At 63.4% G+C, this 16,613-nt stretch carries 20 protein-coding genes; 5 read left to right on the plus strand and 15 right to left on the minus strand.

Annotated elements, in window-relative coordinates; genetic code table 11:
* Positions 1 to 182 precede the first annotated feature (182 nt).
* Both G520_RS0103245 and G520_RS21340 read left to right on the plus strand, forming a co-directional pair.
* On the plus strand, positions 183 to 944 hold the full coding sequence (locus G520_RS0103245) for an SDR family oxidoreductase (RefSeq protein ID WP_028534406.1): 762 nt from the start codon (positions 183 to 185) through the stop codon (positions 942 to 944).
* A complete protein-coding gene (locus G520_RS21340; protein WP_051228929.1) occupies positions 941 to 1,426 on the plus strand; it encodes a YhbP family protein in 486 nt (161 codons plus the stop codon). The genes G520_RS0103245 and G520_RS21340 overlap by 4 nt, the downstream gene beginning before the upstream one ends.
* On the opposite strand, the gene G520_RS0103255 is transcribed toward G520_RS21340, so the two are convergent.
* The gene (locus G520_RS0103255; protein WP_246542659.1) at positions 1,396 to 1,869 is read right to left on the minus strand and encodes a nuclear transport factor 2 family protein; all 474 of its coding nucleotides are present in this window, start codon (positions 1,867 to 1,869) and stop codon (positions 1,396 to 1,398) included. The genes G520_RS21340 and G520_RS0103255 overlap by 31 nt on opposite strands.
* 79 nt (positions 1,870 to 1,948) lie before the next feature.
* Between G520_RS0103255 and G520_RS21345 the strand changes: the two genes are divergently transcribed.
* Positions 1,949 to 2,566 carry a TetR/AcrR family transcriptional regulator gene (locus G520_RS21345; protein WP_051228931.1) on the plus strand — a complete coding sequence of 206 codons (618 nt, stop codon included), beginning with the start codon at positions 1,949 to 1,951 and terminating at the stop codon, positions 2,564 to 2,566.
* A 202-nt stretch (positions 2,567 to 2,768) separates the two neighbouring features.
* Here the strand turns inward: G520_RS21345 and G520_RS0103265 are convergent, their stop codons facing one another.
* From G520_RS0103265 to moaA, 10 genes are all read right to left on the minus strand, one after another.
* Entirely contained in the window at positions 2,769 to 3,140 is a 372-nt protein-coding gene (locus tag G520_RS0103265; protein ID WP_028534408.1) for a VOC family protein, read from the minus strand.
* Between the two features lie 105 nt (positions 3,141 to 3,245).
* Entirely contained in the window at positions 3,246 to 3,947 is a 702-nt protein-coding gene (locus tag G520_RS0103270) for a helix-turn-helix transcriptional regulator (protein WP_028534409.1), read from the minus strand.
* A gap of 81 nt (positions 3,948 to 4,028) precedes the next feature.
* The gene (locus G520_RS0103275) at positions 4,029 to 4,451 is read right to left on the minus strand and encodes a DUF6691 family protein (RefSeq protein WP_028534410.1); all 423 of its coding nucleotides are present in this window, start codon (positions 4,449 to 4,451) and stop codon (positions 4,029 to 4,031) included.
* Positions 4,452 to 4,464: 13 nt separating this feature from the next.
* A complete protein-coding gene (locus tag G520_RS0103280; protein WP_028534411.1) occupies positions 4,465 to 4,893 on the minus strand; it encodes a YeeE/YedE family protein in 429 nt (142 codons plus the stop codon).
* Between the two features lie 9 nt (positions 4,894 to 4,902).
* Complete coding sequence (locus tag G520_RS0103285) at positions 4,903 to 5,229, minus strand: ArsR/SmtB family transcription factor (RefSeq protein WP_028534412.1); 327 nt, start codon at positions 5,227 to 5,229, stop codon at positions 4,903 to 4,905.
* 96 nt (positions 5,230 to 5,325) lie between these two features.
* Positions 5,326 to 5,910, minus strand: a complete 585-nt coding sequence (mobA, locus tag G520_RS0103290; protein ID WP_211222747.1) for a molybdenum cofactor guanylyltransferase MobA — start codon at positions 5,908 to 5,910, stop codon at positions 5,326 to 5,328.
* The gene (moaE, locus tag G520_RS0103295; protein WP_028534414.1) at positions 5,907 to 6,365 is read right to left on the minus strand and encodes a molybdopterin synthase catalytic subunit MoaE; all 459 of its coding nucleotides are present in this window, start codon (positions 6,363 to 6,365) and stop codon (positions 5,907 to 5,909) included. Before moaE ends, mobA begins: the two co-directional genes overlap by 4 nt.
* A 1-nt stretch (position 6,366) precedes the next feature.
* Positions 6,367 to 6,663, minus strand: a complete 297-nt coding sequence (locus G520_RS0103300) for a MoaD/ThiS family protein (protein WP_051228933.1) — start codon at positions 6,661 to 6,663, stop codon at positions 6,367 to 6,369.
* Positions 6,644 to 7,195: a molybdopterin-guanine dinucleotide biosynthesis protein B gene (gene mobB / locus G520_RS0103305; protein ID WP_051228935.1), complete on the minus strand. Its 552-nt coding sequence runs from the start codon at positions 7,193 to 7,195 to the stop codon at positions 6,644 to 6,646. The genes G520_RS0103300 and mobB overlap by 20 nt, the downstream gene beginning before the upstream one ends.
* A gap of 10 nt (positions 7,196 to 7,205) precedes the next feature.
* Positions 7,206 to 8,216 carry a GTP 3',8-cyclase MoaA gene (gene moaA / locus G520_RS0103310; RefSeq protein ID WP_028534417.1) on the minus strand — a complete coding sequence of 337 codons (1,011 nt, stop codon included), beginning with the start codon at positions 8,214 to 8,216 and terminating at the stop codon, positions 7,206 to 7,208.
* 185 nt (positions 8,217 to 8,401) lie between these two features.
* Here moaA and G520_RS21350 point away from each other — a divergent pair, with 185 nt between their 5' ends.
* A complete protein-coding gene (locus G520_RS21350; protein ID WP_051228937.1) occupies positions 8,402 to 9,292 on the plus strand; it encodes a phytanoyl-CoA dioxygenase family protein in 891 nt (296 codons plus the stop codon).
* 11 nt (positions 9,293 to 9,303) lie between these two features.
* Here the strand turns inward: G520_RS21350 and G520_RS21355 are convergent, their stop codons facing one another.
* Genes G520_RS21355 through G520_RS21365 form a run of 3 tightly spaced genes read right to left on the minus strand, consistent with a single transcriptional unit; the run spans position 9,304 to position 13,989 of the window.
* Positions 9,304 to 10,245 carry an HD-GYP domain-containing protein gene (locus G520_RS21355; RefSeq protein ID WP_084637440.1) on the minus strand — a complete coding sequence of 314 codons (942 nt, stop codon included), beginning with the start codon at positions 10,243 to 10,245 and terminating at the stop codon, positions 9,304 to 9,306.
* 40 nt (positions 10,246 to 10,285) lie between these two features.
* Positions 10,286 to 13,348 carry an ATP-binding protein gene (locus tag G520_RS23850; protein WP_051228939.1) on the minus strand — a complete coding sequence of 1,021 codons (3,063 nt, stop codon included), beginning with the start codon at positions 13,346 to 13,348 and terminating at the stop codon, positions 10,286 to 10,288.
* The gene (locus tag G520_RS21365) at positions 13,345 to 13,989 is read right to left on the minus strand and encodes a response regulator (RefSeq protein WP_051228942.1); all 645 of its coding nucleotides are present in this window, start codon (positions 13,987 to 13,989) and stop codon (positions 13,345 to 13,347) included. Before G520_RS21365 ends, G520_RS23850 begins: the two co-directional genes overlap by 4 nt.
* Positions 13,990 to 14,280: 291 nt before the next feature.
* Between G520_RS21365 and G520_RS0103335 the strand changes: the two genes are divergently transcribed.
* Complete coding sequence (locus G520_RS0103335; RefSeq protein ID WP_028534418.1) at positions 14,281 to 15,546, plus strand: Hsp70 family protein; 1,266 nt, start codon at positions 14,281 to 14,283, stop codon at positions 15,544 to 15,546.
* Between the two features lie 29 nt (positions 15,547 to 15,575).
* On the opposite strand, the gene G520_RS0103340 is transcribed toward G520_RS0103335, so the two are convergent.
* Positions 15,576 to 16,526, minus strand: coding sequence for a GMP reductase (locus G520_RS0103340; RefSeq protein ID WP_036665165.1), 951 nt, complete (start codon positions 16,524 to 16,526; stop codon positions 15,576 to 15,578).
* Between the last annotated feature and the right edge of the window lie 87 nt (positions 16,527 to 16,613).

Consider the following 16,613-nt stretch of genomic DNA (forward strand, 5'->3'; position numbering starts at 1 on the left):
CCGCGCCATAGGCGCAGCCTCCCGGCGCAGACAGCAGATTAGCCGAAATCGCCGCCAAAGGTAAGCAAAATCACTTCGCGGTTCGAGCGGAGCACACCCTGCCCTGCCCCTGTCGGGCGCCGCCGCCATTGCCTGCCGGCACGGGGTGGCGTTTAATCGGATCATCAACCAGGGGGAAATATATGCCATCTATCGCCAACGTCGTCGTCACCGGGCATAGCCGGGGTCTGGGTGCAGCCATCGCCAGCGCGTTCTTGGAAAACGGCAGTCAGGTGCTGGGTCTGTCCCGGCGCCACAATCCTGAGCTGGCGGCCCGCTTCGGTCATCAATTGCGACAAGTCGAAATCGATCTTTCGCATCCGGCCGCGCTGGCAGCCTGGCTGGATGAAGGCAGCCTGGCCCGCTTTCTGACGGGTGAGACTGCCGCCATTCTGATCAACAACGCGGGGCTGCTGCAGCCGGTTGGACAGGCCGGCGAGCAAGGCGCGCGCGCCATTGCCGAGGCCGTCGCGGTCAACGTCGCCGCTCCGCTGATGTTGAGCGACGCTTTTGTCGACGCCACACGCTACAGCGACGACCGGCGCATTCTGCATATCTCCAGCGGCGCCGGACGTACAGCCTACGCAGGCTGGAGCCTTTATTGCGCGAGCAAGGCCGCGCTCGACCACCATGCGCGTGCCGTCGCCGCCGATGCGCTGCCCGCCTTGCGGATCGCGAGCCTGGCACCGGGCGTGATCGACACGGCGATGCAAGCCGAGATCCGCGCCACGCCGCTCGAGCGCTTCCCCCTGCGCGAGCGTTTCGATGAACTCAAAACCGGAGGCGGGCTGTCGACACCGGCCGATGTCGCCCGCCAGTTGCTCGACTATGTGCTGAGCCCGGGGTTCGGGGCACAGGCGGTCACCGATCTGCGCACCCTCGCGCCTGCGGCCGTGGCAGAATGAGCCGCGACGACGAGTGCAGCGCATTGCACCGCTTTCTCACGCGACAGCATGTGCTCACATTGTGTGCCATGCATGAAGGCGAGTTGTGGTGCGCCAATGCGTTCTACGTGTTCGATGCCGATGCCATGGCACTGGACGTGATGACATCGGCGCGGACGCGGCACGGCGTGATGATGACGGAGAATCCCCGCATCGCCGGCACCATCGCCCGGCAGACCCGGGCCGTCGACCTGATTCAGGGGGTGCAATACCGGGGGGACATCCGGGTGCTGGGCACAAAGCAAGACACCGAGGCCCGCCTGCGCTACTGCAGGCGCTTTCCGGTGGCACGTGCACTCTCGGCGCCGATGTGGCGCATCGCCATGGAGGAAATCAAGTTCACGGACAACAGCCAGCACTTCGCCCACAAGACGCTCTGGACGCGGACGGACGAATTCGCCGCGCACGGTGCTCAGAAGCCGAGTTCTTCAAGGCCAGGGTGATCGTCCGGCCGCCGACCTGTCGGCCAGAAGAACCGACGTTGCTCGGGGGCAATCGCTTGATCGTTGATGCTTGCGAAGCGCCGCCGCATCAGACCTTGCGCATTGAACTCCCAGTTTTCGTTGCCATGGGAGCGGAACCATTGCCCGGCGGCATCGTGCCATTCGTAGACAAAGCGTACGGCGATGCGGCTGTCGCTATACGCCCACAGGTCTTTGATCAGGCGGTAATCGAGTTCAAGGCTCCATTTGCGCGCCAGAAACTGACGCACCTGTTCGCGTCCGACCGGAAACTCGGTGCGATTGCGCCATACGGTATCCTCGCTATAAACCTGTATGACCCGATCGATGTCGCGCGAATTCCACGCATCTTCCGCCAGCCGGGTTTTCAGGAGTGCGCTCTCGCGGGTGAACGGGGGGAGCGGCGGTCGGCTTTCCATCATCATCGTCCTCATGGCATGTAGACAGAACTGTCTACACATCAAACTCTAGCCGAAGCAGACAACCCTGTCTACAATCGGCACCATGCAAAACGATCTCCCTCCCCTGCCTGCGGGCGCCTCGGCACGCGAGCGCATACTGCTGACCGCCCATGCCTTGTTCTACCGCGATGGAATCCGCGCGACCGGCATCGATCGCATCATCGCCCAGGCCAGTGTCACCAAGGTCACGCTCTATCGTCACTTTCCCAGCAAGGATGATCTGGTGCTCGCCTTTCTGGAATACCGGCACCGACAGTGGATGGAATGGTTCGCTGCGGCACTTAGCCGAAATGGCGGCGATATCGGCGCACTGGTGCCGACGTTGGGAGAATGGTTTGCTGACGAAGGATTCCGCGGCTGCGCCTTCATCAATAGTGCGGCGGAAGTGGGAGCCTCCTTGCCCGGGGCGGCGGCGATCTGTCGACGGCACAAGCAGGAGATGACCGCATGGCTTGCCACGCTGCTGCCGCCGCAGGAAGGGCTGGATGCCAGCGCCATCGCTCAGGCGGTGGACGGCGCGATCGTCAGAGCGCAGTGCGGCGACCCAGACCTGGCCTTACGCGCATTGAGCAGGACCGTCGCGGCGCTAACTGGCGGTCAAGCCGTGCAATGCCTCAGCGCGGGGGAACCAGCGGTGCACCGACCGGGCCATGCTTCTTGACTTGCTTGGCGGCCTTTTTTTCCTTCGGCGACAAGGCCGGCTGTTTCTTGGTTTCTTTGTTGCTTTGTCGTATCTTGCCCATTTTCGTACTCCTGGTAAGCGCCGGAAATTGCCAGCGCCTCTCCAGTATAGGCCGATGCAGTTCGCAAAACCGGATGCAAGAAAATAAAACCACGGCATTGCCAGTCGAGCCCGCCCCGGTCTAGCCCTCGCTGGGGGTAAACACCCGCAGACGGTGGCCGTCGGGATCGAGTGCGACGAAGGTATAGCCAAAGTCCATCGCCACCGGCGCTTGCAGTATGGTCAGTCCACGTCCGCTCCATTCGGCGCAGACAGCATCGACACGGGCTTCGTCGGCGACAGAAAACGCCATTTCGCCGCCGCCTCCAAGGGCGCTGGCGGCCGGTTCGACCGTATGCCGCGACCACAGGCCCAACTTCAGGCCGGATGGCAGGGCAAACAAGGCAAACGTCGGCGACGATTCGACGGGGTCCAATTGCAGCAGACGGGAGTAAAAGGCGGCGCTGGCCGCCGGGCTGTCGACATAGAGCAACAGGTAGTCGGGGTGGAACATTTCGATCTCCTCCGGGTGATGGACGATGCGCGATACAAGACCGCTCCATGAATACGTCCTGACACCATTCTGGAGCCCGCTACTGACAGATACTGTCAGTAGCGGTCAACGCTCGACCATCCCCTCCTGCTGTTTCCATTCCTTGAGCAAGGCCTGACGACGGCGCGGATAGGTTTGCTCCAGCACCTCCAGCGCTTGAATGCGATCGACACGAAAATGGCGAAAAGCCTGACGCTGCTCGCACCATGCGACAAGAATACGCACTTGGTCGAAAAAACCCAGCGCGAAAGGCCACAGCGTGCGCTCCGAGCTCTCGCCCTTGAGATCGAGATAGTGGATACGCAGCTTGCGCTGCCCGCGAATCGACGCGCGAAGCCGCGACAGGTCGTCCCCATCGCAGCCAATGCCGACGGCAAGAGGCGCGCCCGGCCCCACCAACAGCGGCGTGGACTCCAGCTCATGCCGCAATGCCGGAGGCAGAACGGCGGCGATTTTGGCCAACGCATCGCGCGCGGCCGTCGCCAACCGGCTATCGGCGCGTTTGCCCACCCAGCGCGACCCCAACACCAGCGCCTCGATTTCATCGGGAGAGAACATCAGGGGCGGCAGCATGAAACCGGGACGCAGCACATATCCGACGCCAGCCTCCCCCTCGATATGCGCCCCTTGCACGCGCAAGGACGCGATATCGCGATACAGCGTGCGCAGGCTGACCCCCAGTTCGACAGCCAGATCGGCGCCACTGACCGGATAGCGGTGGCGATACAGGCACTGCATCAATTCGAGCAGACGTTCGGCACGCGACACGGTTGGGTTCCGGAGAAAAAGGCAAGACTCATGGTGCCATAAAACGGGGAGGAAACCGCCGCCGACGCGATACACGCCCCATCACGGGCGCCGGGTCAAACGCTCCAGCCCTTCGAACAGCAGCATACCCGTCAGCATGGCGCAGACGAAGATCAGCCCCTTGGGCAGAGCCGCCCCCAGCAGAACCAGCGCCGGGCCGGGGCAAATACCGGCCAGCCCCCAACCGATGCCGAACAGCAGACTCCCGCCCAACAGTCGCCGGTCGATGCGAGTCGCCGTCGGTAGCTGCATGGTCGCACCGAGCAGGGACAATCGTCGAGCGCGCGCATGATAAAACGCCCCGCTGGCGCAGGCGATGGCACCGACCATGACCAGTGCCAGCGACGGGTCCCAGCGCCCGCCCAGATCGAGAAAGGCCAGGACTTTTTCCGGATTGGCCATGCCGGCCACAATCAGGCCCAGTCCGAAGATGAGGCCGGAAAATAAAGCAAACAGTATCGTCATGGCTCCCCCGCGCTCAGACTACGTGACGCAGCAGCGCCACGGTCGCAAAACCGGCCGCCATGAACGATAGCGTGGCCGCCAGCGATCGCGGCGACAGTCGCGACACACCGCACACACCATGTCCGCTGGTGCAGCCCGAGCCATAGCGCGTACCGAGACCGACCAGCAAACCCGCGACGACCAGCACGGGCCAGGAGGCCTCGATGCGGATGCGGGGCAAGGCCGCGAACAGGCGGTAGACGCTCGGCGCGATCAGCAGGCCGGCGACGAAGGCAAGACGCCAGCCGATATCTGTTGCGCGCGGGCGCAGCAAACCGCCCACGATACCGCTGATGCCGGCGATGCGTCCGTTGAACAGCAACAAGCACGCCGCCGCCAGCCCTATCAGCGCACCGCCGGCCAGTGCCGTCCACGGCGTGAAATTCATCCAGTCGATATGCATGGCGACAACTCACTCCTGGTCTTGCGGACAATACAGCTGATAGAGGGTGGCGAGTACGGCGGCGACATGGGGGTCGGATACGGAATAAAAAATACGCTTGCCCTCGCGCCGGGTCGCAACCAGCCCCTCCGTGCGCAGCACCCCCAGTTGCTGCGATAGCGTGGGCTGGCGGATTCCGAGCAGTTCTTCCAGTTCGCCGACGGATTTTTCACCGTGCACCAACTGGCACAGCAGCAACAGACGATCTTCGTTGGCCAGCGCACGCAGCAACGCCGTCGCCTCGTTGGCAGCGGCACGCATCATCGCGATGTCGAGAGTAGAAACAGTAGCATCCATGGCAGCTCCAAATGTCCCGGCAATAATATACCAAAATATATTATTTATATACACATATCAACTGCGCGCAATAAAACCCGTGCGTCCCCTCGCCGTTCAGTGCGCAGCGCGCGCAGACCAGGCCGCAACGTCTTCGGGGGTGTTCAGATTGACGAAACACGAGGCGGCGAACTCGACTTCGACCGCGGCAACCGACCGCAGCCAGTCGAACACGCGCCGTTGCCCCCGGGAGAGACAGGCATCGAGCGCGGGCAACAGGGATGTGGACAGAAGACAGAATGCGGGATGAGCGCGCCCGCCACTGGAGGCGTACGCGGCGGCGGCACCGCTATCCTCGAGCGCGGTCACGAGCCGCGACGCCAGATCGGGGGGCAGCCGGGGAACGTCGCAGGGAACAACCAGCAGCAGAGCCGTCGTGCAAGCACTCAGGCCCGCGTGCATGCCGGCCAGCGGCCCCGGCTGGCCCGGCCACAAATCGGGCAGGACAACATCGCCCCAGGCGCGGTAAAGATCGCCATGGCGATTGGCGGAAACATAGACCCTGTCGTAAGCGACTCCCTGCGCGGCGAGCCCGGCGCGAACCCAGGCGACCAAGGGCCGGCCATCGAGCTCGACCAGGCCCTTATCGACTCCCCCCATGCGACGGCCCTGCCCGCCAGCCAGGATCAGCGCCGATATCACGATGCGTGCCAGCGCTCGCGCGCGGCCTCGTCGCTGGCATGCGCCTCCACCCAGCTGTCTTTGCCGAACGCGGATTCTTTCTTCCAGAACGGCGCTTCGGTTTTGAGGTAGTCCATCACATACTCGCAAGCTTCGAAGGCGGCATGCCGATGAGCGCTGGCAACCAGCACCAGCACGATACGTGCGCAGGGCTCGAGCCGTCCGAAGCGGTGAATCACCGTCACCGCATCCAGCGGCCAGCGTTCGCAGGCGGCATCGGCGATGCGCGCCAGCATCTTCTCGGTCATGCCGGGGTAATGTTCGAGCGTCAGCGCCGACAAACCGCCACCCGGCAGTTCACGAACCTGTCCGACAAAGGCCGCGATGGCGCCGACCTCCGCAATACCGGCCAGCAGCGCATATTCCGCGCCGACATCGAAGTCGTGCTCCTGCACCCGTATCGCGATGCGTGCCATGTCACCCCCCGGTCACGGGAGGAAACAGCGCCAGTTCGGCGCCATCGGGCAAGATCGCCTCGCGCGCAGCCAGCTCTTGATTGATGGCGGCGCGAACCAGGCGCTGGCCGCCGAGTTCAGCTTCCCATACTTCGCCGCGCGCAGCCAGCGCAGCAAGCAGACTCGCCACGCTGCTGCCGACCGCAACGGTCAGCGTCTCCTCGCCCAGGCCGAGGATTTCGCGCAAGCGGGCGAAATAGAGAATATGCACGGTGACCCCGCTGGCGGTCGGCGCCGGGTCAAGCTGAAATTGCGCCATGATCGATACCCAGTGTTTGCAAGATGAAAGAAGCGACAGCAATCGTATCGTCGAGATCGACGAGCGGAACATCGCACTCGGGGTGACTATCGCTGGCGACAGCGATGATGCCGCTGTCGGTCGCCGCCAACAGGGGTTTGCCGGTTGCGGCGCGCCAGACCTCCAGACGCGGAATCGCTTCGTGCTTGAAGCCCTCGACCAAAATCAGGTCGGCAGGGGCCAGCCGCGCCAGCAGCGCGTTCAGCGGAGCCTGCTGCGCCCCGCGCGCCTCGCTCATGATGGCCACGCCCCAGGGCGAAGCCAGCATCACCTCGTGCGCGCCAGCGGCGCGAAAACGGGCGGTGTCCTTGCCTGCCGGTTCCAGTGTCGGCGCATGATGCGAGTGTTTGACGACATTGACGCGCAAGCCGGCCTCCGCGAAGACAGGCAACAGACGCTCGATCAGGCTGGTTTTTCCGCTGCCGGACCAACCGCAGACGCCCAGCACGGGCGGAAGGTCGACAGCGGCGTGCGAGGTGGAGACCTTGGACATACGCGTCGGATCACCCTCCCGTCTGCGACATGAAGCGCATGATCCGGCCCGGCGCCTCGATGAATTCGTGACGCTCGGGCTTCAATTCGATCGCCTCGCGTATAGCCGCGTCCAGGCTGCAGTCGTCGATGCCGGCGCGCAGCAGCGGCCGCAACTCGAAGCGTGCCTCTTGACCGAGACACAGATAGAGGGTGCCGTCCACAGCCAGGCGCACGCGGTTGCAGGTCGCACAGAAGTGCTGCGAAATCGGGGTAATGAACCCGATCTGGCCTCTGCCGTCGCGCGTCTGCCAATAGCGGGCCGGGCCGCCGCCAAGCTCGCGGGCGCAGGGCTCGAGGTCGAAGCGCTCGATCAATCGCTCGCGCACGCCATCCAGCGGCAAATAACTCGCATTGCGGCCCGCCTCCCCGATCGGCATCGCCTCGATCAGCCGCAGAATGAAACCGTTGTCCAGGCAGAAAGCGGCCATGCGCTCGATCTCATGCTCGTTCACATCACGCATGGCCACCATGTTGATCTTGATGGGAACCAGTCCGGCGGCCTTGCCGGCCATGATGCCGGCCATGACGGCATCGTAGCTGTCGCGACCGTAGAGGTCGGCCACGCACTCGCGATCGAGAGAGTCGAGGCTGATATTGAGCCGGTGCAGGCCCGCCTGTTTCAGCGCGGCGGCATGCCGGGTAAGCTGGGTGGCATTGGTGGACAGGGACAGATCGTGCACGCCGGGAAGCGTCGCCAGCGAAGCGACGATGCCGCCGATGTTCCGGCGCAGCAGCGGTTCGCCCCCGGTGATACGCACCCGGCCTACGCCCAGGCGCGCAAAGGCAGCGACCACGCGTTCGATTTCGAGCGGCGTCAGCCAGTCTTCGGGTTCGGCGTAGCCGTCGAAATGGCGCGGCCGACAATACTGGCAACGCAAATCGCAGCGATCGGTGACCGAAACCCTGAGGTAATCGATGCGCCGGCCAAAACGGTCCTGGAGCGGTCTGGAACCGCCGTTTGCCTGTGCTGGATGATTCATTCCGGCCTCCCACCACTCCAATACTAATCGAACATTAGCATATTGTAAATTTCGACATCAGCCGCTCGTCTCGCAGGCTGCCCTTTTGGGCAGAACAGTCATTAAACGCTTTTCCCTGCCTTGACGACACCCCCCATCTACGACAGATTTCCTATTGCCCCAACATCATTGCGGAAAGTCAAAACATGCACGATATTTACCGCTTCAGCGCCACAGCACCCCTGCACGCCATCACGGCAGCCCTGGAACACGACGGCTGCGTCGTCGTCACCGACCTGCTCACGCCGACCCTGCTCGGCACCCTGCGCGAAGAACTGGCCGTGCACCTGAGCGGCACCGCCACCTGCCATGGCAACTTCTACGGTTTCGCGACCCGCCGCCTGAGCGGACTGATAAGCAAGTCGCAGACATGCCGCCAGTTGGCCATCCACCCGCTGATCACGGCGGTCATGGACACCTTCCTGCTGCTCAGTTGTCGCGAGTACCAGCTCAACCTGACTCAGGCGATCTGCATAGGCCCCGGCGAACCGCAGCAATACATCCACACCGATGCCGCCATGTTCCCGTTCGAAAACCGCAGCGGCGAGTCCATGATCAACTGCATGATCGCCATCGATGATTTCACCTCGGAGAATGGCGCCACCCGCGTGGTGCCGGGCAGCCACCGCTGGCCGCCGACCCGCGAAGCAAACGCGGATGAAATCCTGGATGCGACCATGCCCGCCGGATCGATGCTGATCTATTTCGGTTCGCTGCAGCACGGCGGCGGCGCCAACCGCAGCGCAGGCGAGCGCACCGGTCTCGTCCTCAGCTACAGCCTCGGCTGGCTCAGACAGGCCGAAAACCAGTATCTGGCCGTGCCACTCGAGCTGGCGGCGCAGCTTCCCGTGCGCTTGCAGCGCCTGCTCGGCTATTTCGTACACGCGCCCAACCTCGGGTGCTATGAGGGACAGGACCCTATCGCGCTACTGGACGGCAGCCTGGGCCGGGAGTTCCGCGAGTTCCTCCCGCAGGAAGTCGAGCCGCAGTTGGCCGAATTCCGCGCCCAGGCGCTGTCGGGGCGGCATGCACGCTGAGTCCGTCCGCTTCACGATACGGAAAACAGGCGCTGCCACCAGCGGCTTGCCGTCGGCACGGCAGGCCCGGCGACACCGGCGGACAACGGCGCCAGCAGCGGCCGGATGGCGGCACGCAACCCCGGGCTGAGAACGTCGTGGACGAGTTCGGAGACCAGATCGTCGTCCACATCGGGCTGCAAAGCCGAGGGCGAGCCCAGTTTTCCGGTCGGCTCGATCCCGATGGCGCCCCCGCGGCGATCCAGCGTCGCTTCCGCCCCGCAACAGCGGCAGTACACGAGGCTGCCGGTCTCGAGGTGGCGTCGTACCACGATGGTCGGGCCGCAATTGGGGCACGTCTGCAAGGGTATGCCAGGCTCGCTGTGCCCGACGATGGCATCGAGCGCGCCCGCTTCGCCCAGCGCGATGAAGCGCTCGCCCCATTCGCGATCGAACTGCTGCCCCAGTGCCTCCCGGATAATGTCGAGCCCCTTGGCAAGCGGCATGCCACGGCGGTAGGGACGGGTGCTGGTCATGGCATCGAAGGCATCGGCGATGCCGACGATACGCGCTTCCAGTGGAATCGCCGGGCCTTGCAGCTGATGCGGATAACCACGCCCGTTTGGCATTTCATGATGCGACAACACCGCAGAGCGAACCAGCGCCGCGAGCGGATGACCTGACAAGACCCTTTCTCCGAGTTCGGGGTGGGTTTTTACGATTGCGTACTCTTCGTCGGTCAAACGATCGGGCTTGTTCAGGATCGCATCGGGCACGCCGACTTTGCCCAGATCGTGCATGAAGCCGCCGAGCGCGACGCGCGCCACGTCGACATCGGGCAGGCCGGCCTCTTCTGCCAGCAGGCGGCTGAACTGCGAAACCCGCCACAGGTGCCCCCCGGTATATGGATCTCTCGCCTCAACCAGCGAGGCCATCACATACAGGCTTTTCAGTACGTCATCGATCCAGGTCATTCCATCCCCCCGCACGGCGCCGACGGCGCATCTGCCTGCTTTATAGTCTTCCGCGGCGGTCGGTACTAGCCGCGCCCGCTCCGCGGGCCGCTTCATCGGCCGTCAGATACCGCCGGCACGCACAGGCCAGTTCGCGCGAATCGCTTTCGACACGCTCGAGGCGGGCCTCCGCTCCCGGCCGCCCCACCCCGTCTTCAAGCGCGCGCAAGGCCGCGGCATAGCCTTCGTGAACATAACGGGCCGCGCCCGCCATGCGATGCGCGATGCTCTTGGCCATCGGGCCGTCGCCGCGACCCAGCGCCTGACGCAGTGCGTGCAAATCATCGGCATCAGCCCGCAGGAAGGCAACGATCACTTGCGCAATGCGCTGCCGGTCGCCGCGGAACATATGCAGCAAGCCGGCGAGCATCGGCTCATCCGGGCTCGCCGCCTCCTGGGGCGGCGCATCGGGCAGACGCCAACGCCGCAGCACGCGGCGCAGGGATTCCAGCATGGCAGGCTTGACCAGATAATCGTCGACGCCGGCGGCAAGCGCCTGCTCGCGGTCGCTGGCAAAGGCATGTGCCGAGATGGCGACGACAGGCATGGCGGCGGTGGCCGGATTGGCGCGGATGCGACGGGTGAGTTCCAGCCCATCGACATCGGGCATCGAAACGTCGGTCAAGACAAGGGCAACCGGCTTCCCGCAGTCAAGCCGGCGCAGCGCCGCCCCCGCACTGTCAACGACCTCGTGTGCGACGCCCAGCATCTCCAACTGCGATTCGAGCACGGCACGGTTCAAAGGGTGATCCTCGACCACCAGCACCGGCCCCGTCCGTGCGCCGATGGAGGCTTCGTCGAGGCGGGCATCCTGCGGCGCAACCTCCTCTCCGGCCAGTGGGCACTCGAGCTCGACGGTGAAACAGCTGCCCTGCCCCGGTTCGCTCTCGACGTCGATCCGCCCTCCCATCTGTGTCGCCAGAGCCTGGCAAATCGCCAGTCCCAACCCCGTGCCGCCGTGACGCCGCGCCGGTGTCGAGTCAACCTGGACGAATGGCGAGAATAGCGTCTCCAGTGACTCGCGGGCAATGCCGCAACCACTGTCCCTGACCCGGATGCTCACGTGCGCATGCGCTCCTGCCGTCGTCAGCGACAGCTCGACGACGATCAACCCTTGTTCCGTGAATTTGACCGCATTGGACAGCAGGTTGCCAACGATCTGCGCGAGACGCAGGGAATCGACCCAGATGCGAGGCAGCTCCTCCTGAGGCACCACAAGCTCGATCCTGATGGGTTTGCCGCTGACCGCAATGCTGGCGCGTGCGGACTCCGTCGCGCGCAGCAACAGATCGACCACATCACCGGGCTGGGGCGACAGCGTCACCTTTCCACTCTGGATACGGGAGAAGTCGAGGATATCGCTGATGACATGCAGCAGAATCGCACCGGAAGACTCGATCAAGTCGAGATAATGACGTTGCTGCTCGTTGAGCGAGCCGTTCTGCGCGAGAAGTTCGAGCATCGCCATCAAGCCGTTGAGCGGGGTGCGGATTTCATGGCTCATCATCGCGAGGAACAAGGCGCGCGCACGGTCGGCCTGCTCGGCGCGGTCGCGCGCCGCAGCCAGCGACTGCTGCCGCCTGCGTTCGCCGCTGACATCCAGCCACATGCCCGTCGCCTGCAGCACGCCATCGTCGAGGCGCTGGCAAACCGCCTTGACCTCGATCCAGCGCGGCTCGGTCTCGTTCGGCAGCTCAACGGCCACCTCGCGCACTTCGCCGCGGAGCAAACGCAGCAGCGGCCGGTTGTCGCTGGCGTCCGGCGTCAAGCGGGCACGCAAAGTGGCAAGCGACGGCGGCGCCTCGGCATCCAGTTGCAGCAGGCGCAAAAATCCGTGACTGACAAAGGTGAACTCGCCCTGATCATCGCGCAACAGCACCCGGTACAGGCCGCATGGCGCGAGATCGGCAACTTCCTGCAACAGGCGCCGTCCTTTCTCGAGGCTGGTATTGGTCTGGGCCAGGCGGGACTGATAGCGTCCCAGCGTCAGCAGGGCGGAAACGGCGGGCGAAAGCAGATCCTGGCGCAAGCGGCGATAGCCCCACAGCAGCAATGCGCACGCGACGACGGCGAGCAACACATGCAGCAGCATGATTCCGCTCTCCAGCGCGGGGCGCCCCTGCTGCGCGGGCTGGTACAACAGCGTCCAGGGCATGGCATGCAATTCTTGCCGCAGCAGCAGCCTGCCCTTGCTATGAACGAGGACCGGCTCGCGCGTCCTGACCTCCTCTGTCGCGCCGACAGCGATAGAACGATCGAAACCGGGTGAAGCATAAACGATGGCGTTTCCATCGTGCAGGGCAAAAGCCGCAGTGGTGGGAAACAGGGATCGCAGCGCTTCGAGCGGAAACATCTCGACCAGGTAGCCGTCGCTTTGCGGCGAAAGAACCGGCTTCACCGCCAGCAGGCAGTCACACTGTGAAAACGGCAGAAACCACTGGATGGCGGGGTCTGGCGCGTGATGGAGCCGGTATTCGCGAATGCGCTGATACATCAGTTCCATGCGCGCCAGCGAAACTTCGTGGCCGGGCGGCTTGTAGCTTGCAAAAAAGCGGCCGTCGCCATCGAAGAAAAAACTCGGAAAGAAATTGCTGGTTCCCTCGTATTTATTCCGCGCCAGCATATTGAGCGTAATCGCGCGACCGATCAGCGGAAACAGGCTGTCAAAGGAAGAGGCATCCGCCCGCCGCAGCCAGACCCGACCGCTGAAATCGCGCAAAAAATCGAAATCGTGCAAGTCGACGGCCAGATATCCGCCATCACCGCCGTCCGCGCGCAAACGCGGTGTAAAAACCGGCGTGCCCGGACCGGTTCTCAGCCACAAAGCCGAGCGATTGAGATAGGAAACCGAGTCGACCGCAAGACGTTCGATCAAGGCATGCGTCGCTTCAAACTCGACCAGCATGCGGTTATGGATCGTCGCTTCGCTGCGTTCGAAAGTCAGGGTCAGCACCGAGGCCACCAGTGCCAGCAGCAACAGCAAGAGTATCTTGCCGCCCAGGCCGAGCAGGCGGGTGGCGCGTTTGAATGCCAGAAAATCCGGCGATGGCCGCTCAGGAGTCACGGTTCGGCCCCGCTGCCCGAGCGCACCGGCTCGGCGGGAAGATGTGCGAGCTGATACAGTTGCACATCGTTTTTGATCCCCATCTTGCGAAAGGCGGATTGCTTCTGGGTGCTGATCGTCTTGATGCTCTTATGCAGTTTATCGGCAATGCCGCTGACGGTGCTGCCCGAGAGCAACAACCGTATCACGGCCATCTCGCGTACCGAAAGTCTGGCCAGGGCCTCATCGAGAGGGACGATCGCATCGGCGCTCAAGCCATTATCGACATGCGACATGCCCCGCACGACCCGGGACATTGCCTGAATCAGAAGCGGAATATTCTGACTCTTGCGCGCGAACCCGGCAGCACCGGCCCGCAAGCAACGCTGAACCAGCGCCGGCGACGCCTGCCCCGACAGCACCAGAATGGGGATGGCGGGGAATACGCGACGCAGATACGCGATCAACGCCACGCCGTCGAATTCTCCCGGCATGGCATAATCGAGAACAATCAAATCGCAATCCACGTGTCGCAGCAAGTCGATCAGAGCATGCCCCGATACAGCACTGCCCACGACCCGGAACTCGGGAAAATCCTCCAGCGCTGCTTCCAGCGCGCGCGCGACCAAGGGATGGTCGTCGCAAATCACAAGCCGCCACATCGGAACCGCCCTCCAGTCCTCCCCGATTACCTGTTACACCCGCCCTGATGTCCACTATAGGATGGGATGCACCCTTGCGGCTCAGGACAAATGCTTAAAAGCGGCACGCTGTCCGCCAGGCAGATATACCCCGGCACAGGGCAGGTTCAAGCCGAGACCGTGGATTGTGACGAGTAAGACAATGACCATCTATAGGACAATTCTGAATTTGTACTCCCTAATTCCCTCAAGGGACTTTTCTCGGCCCGGGGAACGTCGTACTATCGCGCCTCGCATTTTTCAGGAGACTCCATGACCACCATGACTCAGGCACGCGCCTGCGGCATCGATTTCGGCACCTCCAACTCGACAGTGGGGTGGTTGCGGCCAGGCATGGAAACCTTGCTGCCGCTGGAAGATGGCCATATCACGCTGCCGTCCGTCGTGTTTTTCAACTACGAGGAAGAAGGCTGCAGTTTTGGCCGCCGCGCGCTGGGCGAATACCTGGACGGCTACGAAGGCCGGCTGATGCGCTCGCTCAAGAGCCTGCTCGGTTCGAATCTGATCGATGCCCAGACCGAAATACAGGGTCGCGCGCTCCCGTTTCGCGAGCTTCTGACCGTGTTTATCCGCAGCCTGAAGGAACGCGCAGAAGCGCAGGGCGGGCGCGACTTCTCGCAAGCGGTATTCGGACGACCGGTTTATTTCGTCGATGACAACCCGGAACGCGACAGCCAGGCCGAGGACACCCTGCGCGCTATCGCCATGCAGGTCGGCTTCAAGGACGTCTCGTTTCAGTTCGAACCGATCGCAGCGGCTTTCGACTACGAATCGCGCATCGCGCGCGAGGAAAAAGTACTGATCGTCGACATCGGCGGCGGCACCTCCGACTTCTCGCTGGTGCGCCTGGCCCCCGAGCGGCGCCATCTCGACGATCGGCGCGACGACATCCTGGCCAACGGCGGCATCCACATCGGCGGGACGGATTTCGACAAGCAACTGAGTCTGGCCGGCGCCATGCCGCTGCTCGGCTACCGCAGCCGGCTGCGCAACAACGCAGAGATGCCGTCGGGCTACTATTTCAACCTGGCGACGTGGCACACCATCAACTTCGCCTATACGCGCAAAGTCTGGATGGAGTTGCAGGATGTATACCGCGACGCACGGGAACCGGAGAAAGTCGATCGCTTGTTCAGCCTGATCCGGCAGAAGCTCGGACACAGGCTGGCGATCGAAGTGGAGCAGGCCAAGATCGCACTGTCCAGCTGCGACAGCACGCGCCTGGAACTGGACGATGTGGAAACCGGGCTCGGCGCCGACATAGACCGCGCGAGTTTCGAAGAGGCGATTCTCGGGCTGACCGGACAGGTCGAGCTCACGGTCAGGCGCCTGATCGCCGATGCCGGCCTGAGTGCGACCGGAATCGATACCGTATTTTTTACCGGGGGTTCCAGCGGCGTGCCCCTGCTGCGCCAGCGCATCGCCGACATCCTGCCCGGCGCGCGCCACGTCGAGGGCAATCTATTCGGCAGCATAGGCAGCGGCCTGGCCATCGAAGCCGCGCGCCGCTACGGCTGAGCTGCCGCTTCAGAGCCCCGCGCCGGGTCTCAGCGCTCGACGCGGATCAGTTCGACATCGCGCAGCGCGGATAGATCGCGCCCGCCGGCATAACTGATCGACGATTGCAGGTCTTCGCGCAGTTCTGTCAGCAGCTTGCCGATGCTGCCCTTGTATTCGACCAGGATTTTCTTGCCTTCGACGTTGACGTAGGCGCCCTTGTTGAACTGCGAGGCACTGCCGAAGTATTCCTTGTAGTGCTTGCCGCCGATTTCGACGATTTCGCCCGCCGATTCGTCGTAACCGGCGAACAGCGACCCGGCCATCACCATGGTCGCGCCGCACGCGATCGCCTTCGCGATGTCGCCATGTTCGACTACGCCGCCATCGGCGACCACCGGTACCTTTACGGCGGCGGCGCACTCCAGCACCGTCGACACCATCGGGCGATGGAAACCGGTTTTGTTCTTGGTGATACAGACGCGCCCGCCTGCGATGCCGACTTTGATCGCATCGCACCCCCAGGACTCGAGATCGCGGGCGGCGGGGCCGGTGGCAACATTGCCGCCGATGATAAAGCTGGCGGGAAAGCGCTCGCGCAGATAGGCGATCATGCGCTCGGCCTTGACGCACCAGGCGTTGGCAATATCCAGCGTGATGTATTCAGGGCTCAAACCGGCGTCGAGCAGGGCCTGCATCTGAGCGCGACTGTCATCATTGACGCCGGCGCTGATCGAGGCAAACAGGCCTCGCTGTTGCATGTCGGCAACAAAGCGGACGATGTCGCCGCTAAAACGATGCATGGTGTAGAACCAGCCGCGCCGTGCGAACATTTCGCAGGCATCGGCATCGACCACACTCTTCATATTGGCCGGATAGAGCGGGATATCGAAGCGACGAGGCCCGAACTGTACCGAGGTATCGCATTCCTTGCGGCTGTCGACGACGGTCTTGCGCGGAATGAGATAAACGTCGCCGTAGTTGAGTTCGTTGCGAATCATGCGTGTATTCCTAAAAAAATATCATTCGAAAAATACGGGGGCCCCAAATAAAACGGGAGCCGTTGCCGGCTCCCGTTTACAGTGTCC

This window comes from Paludibacterium yongneupense DSM 18731, from assembly GCF_000422925.1.
Taxonomy (GTDB): Bacteria; Pseudomonadota; Gammaproteobacteria; order Burkholderiales; family Chromobacteriaceae; genus Paludibacterium; species Paludibacterium yongneupense.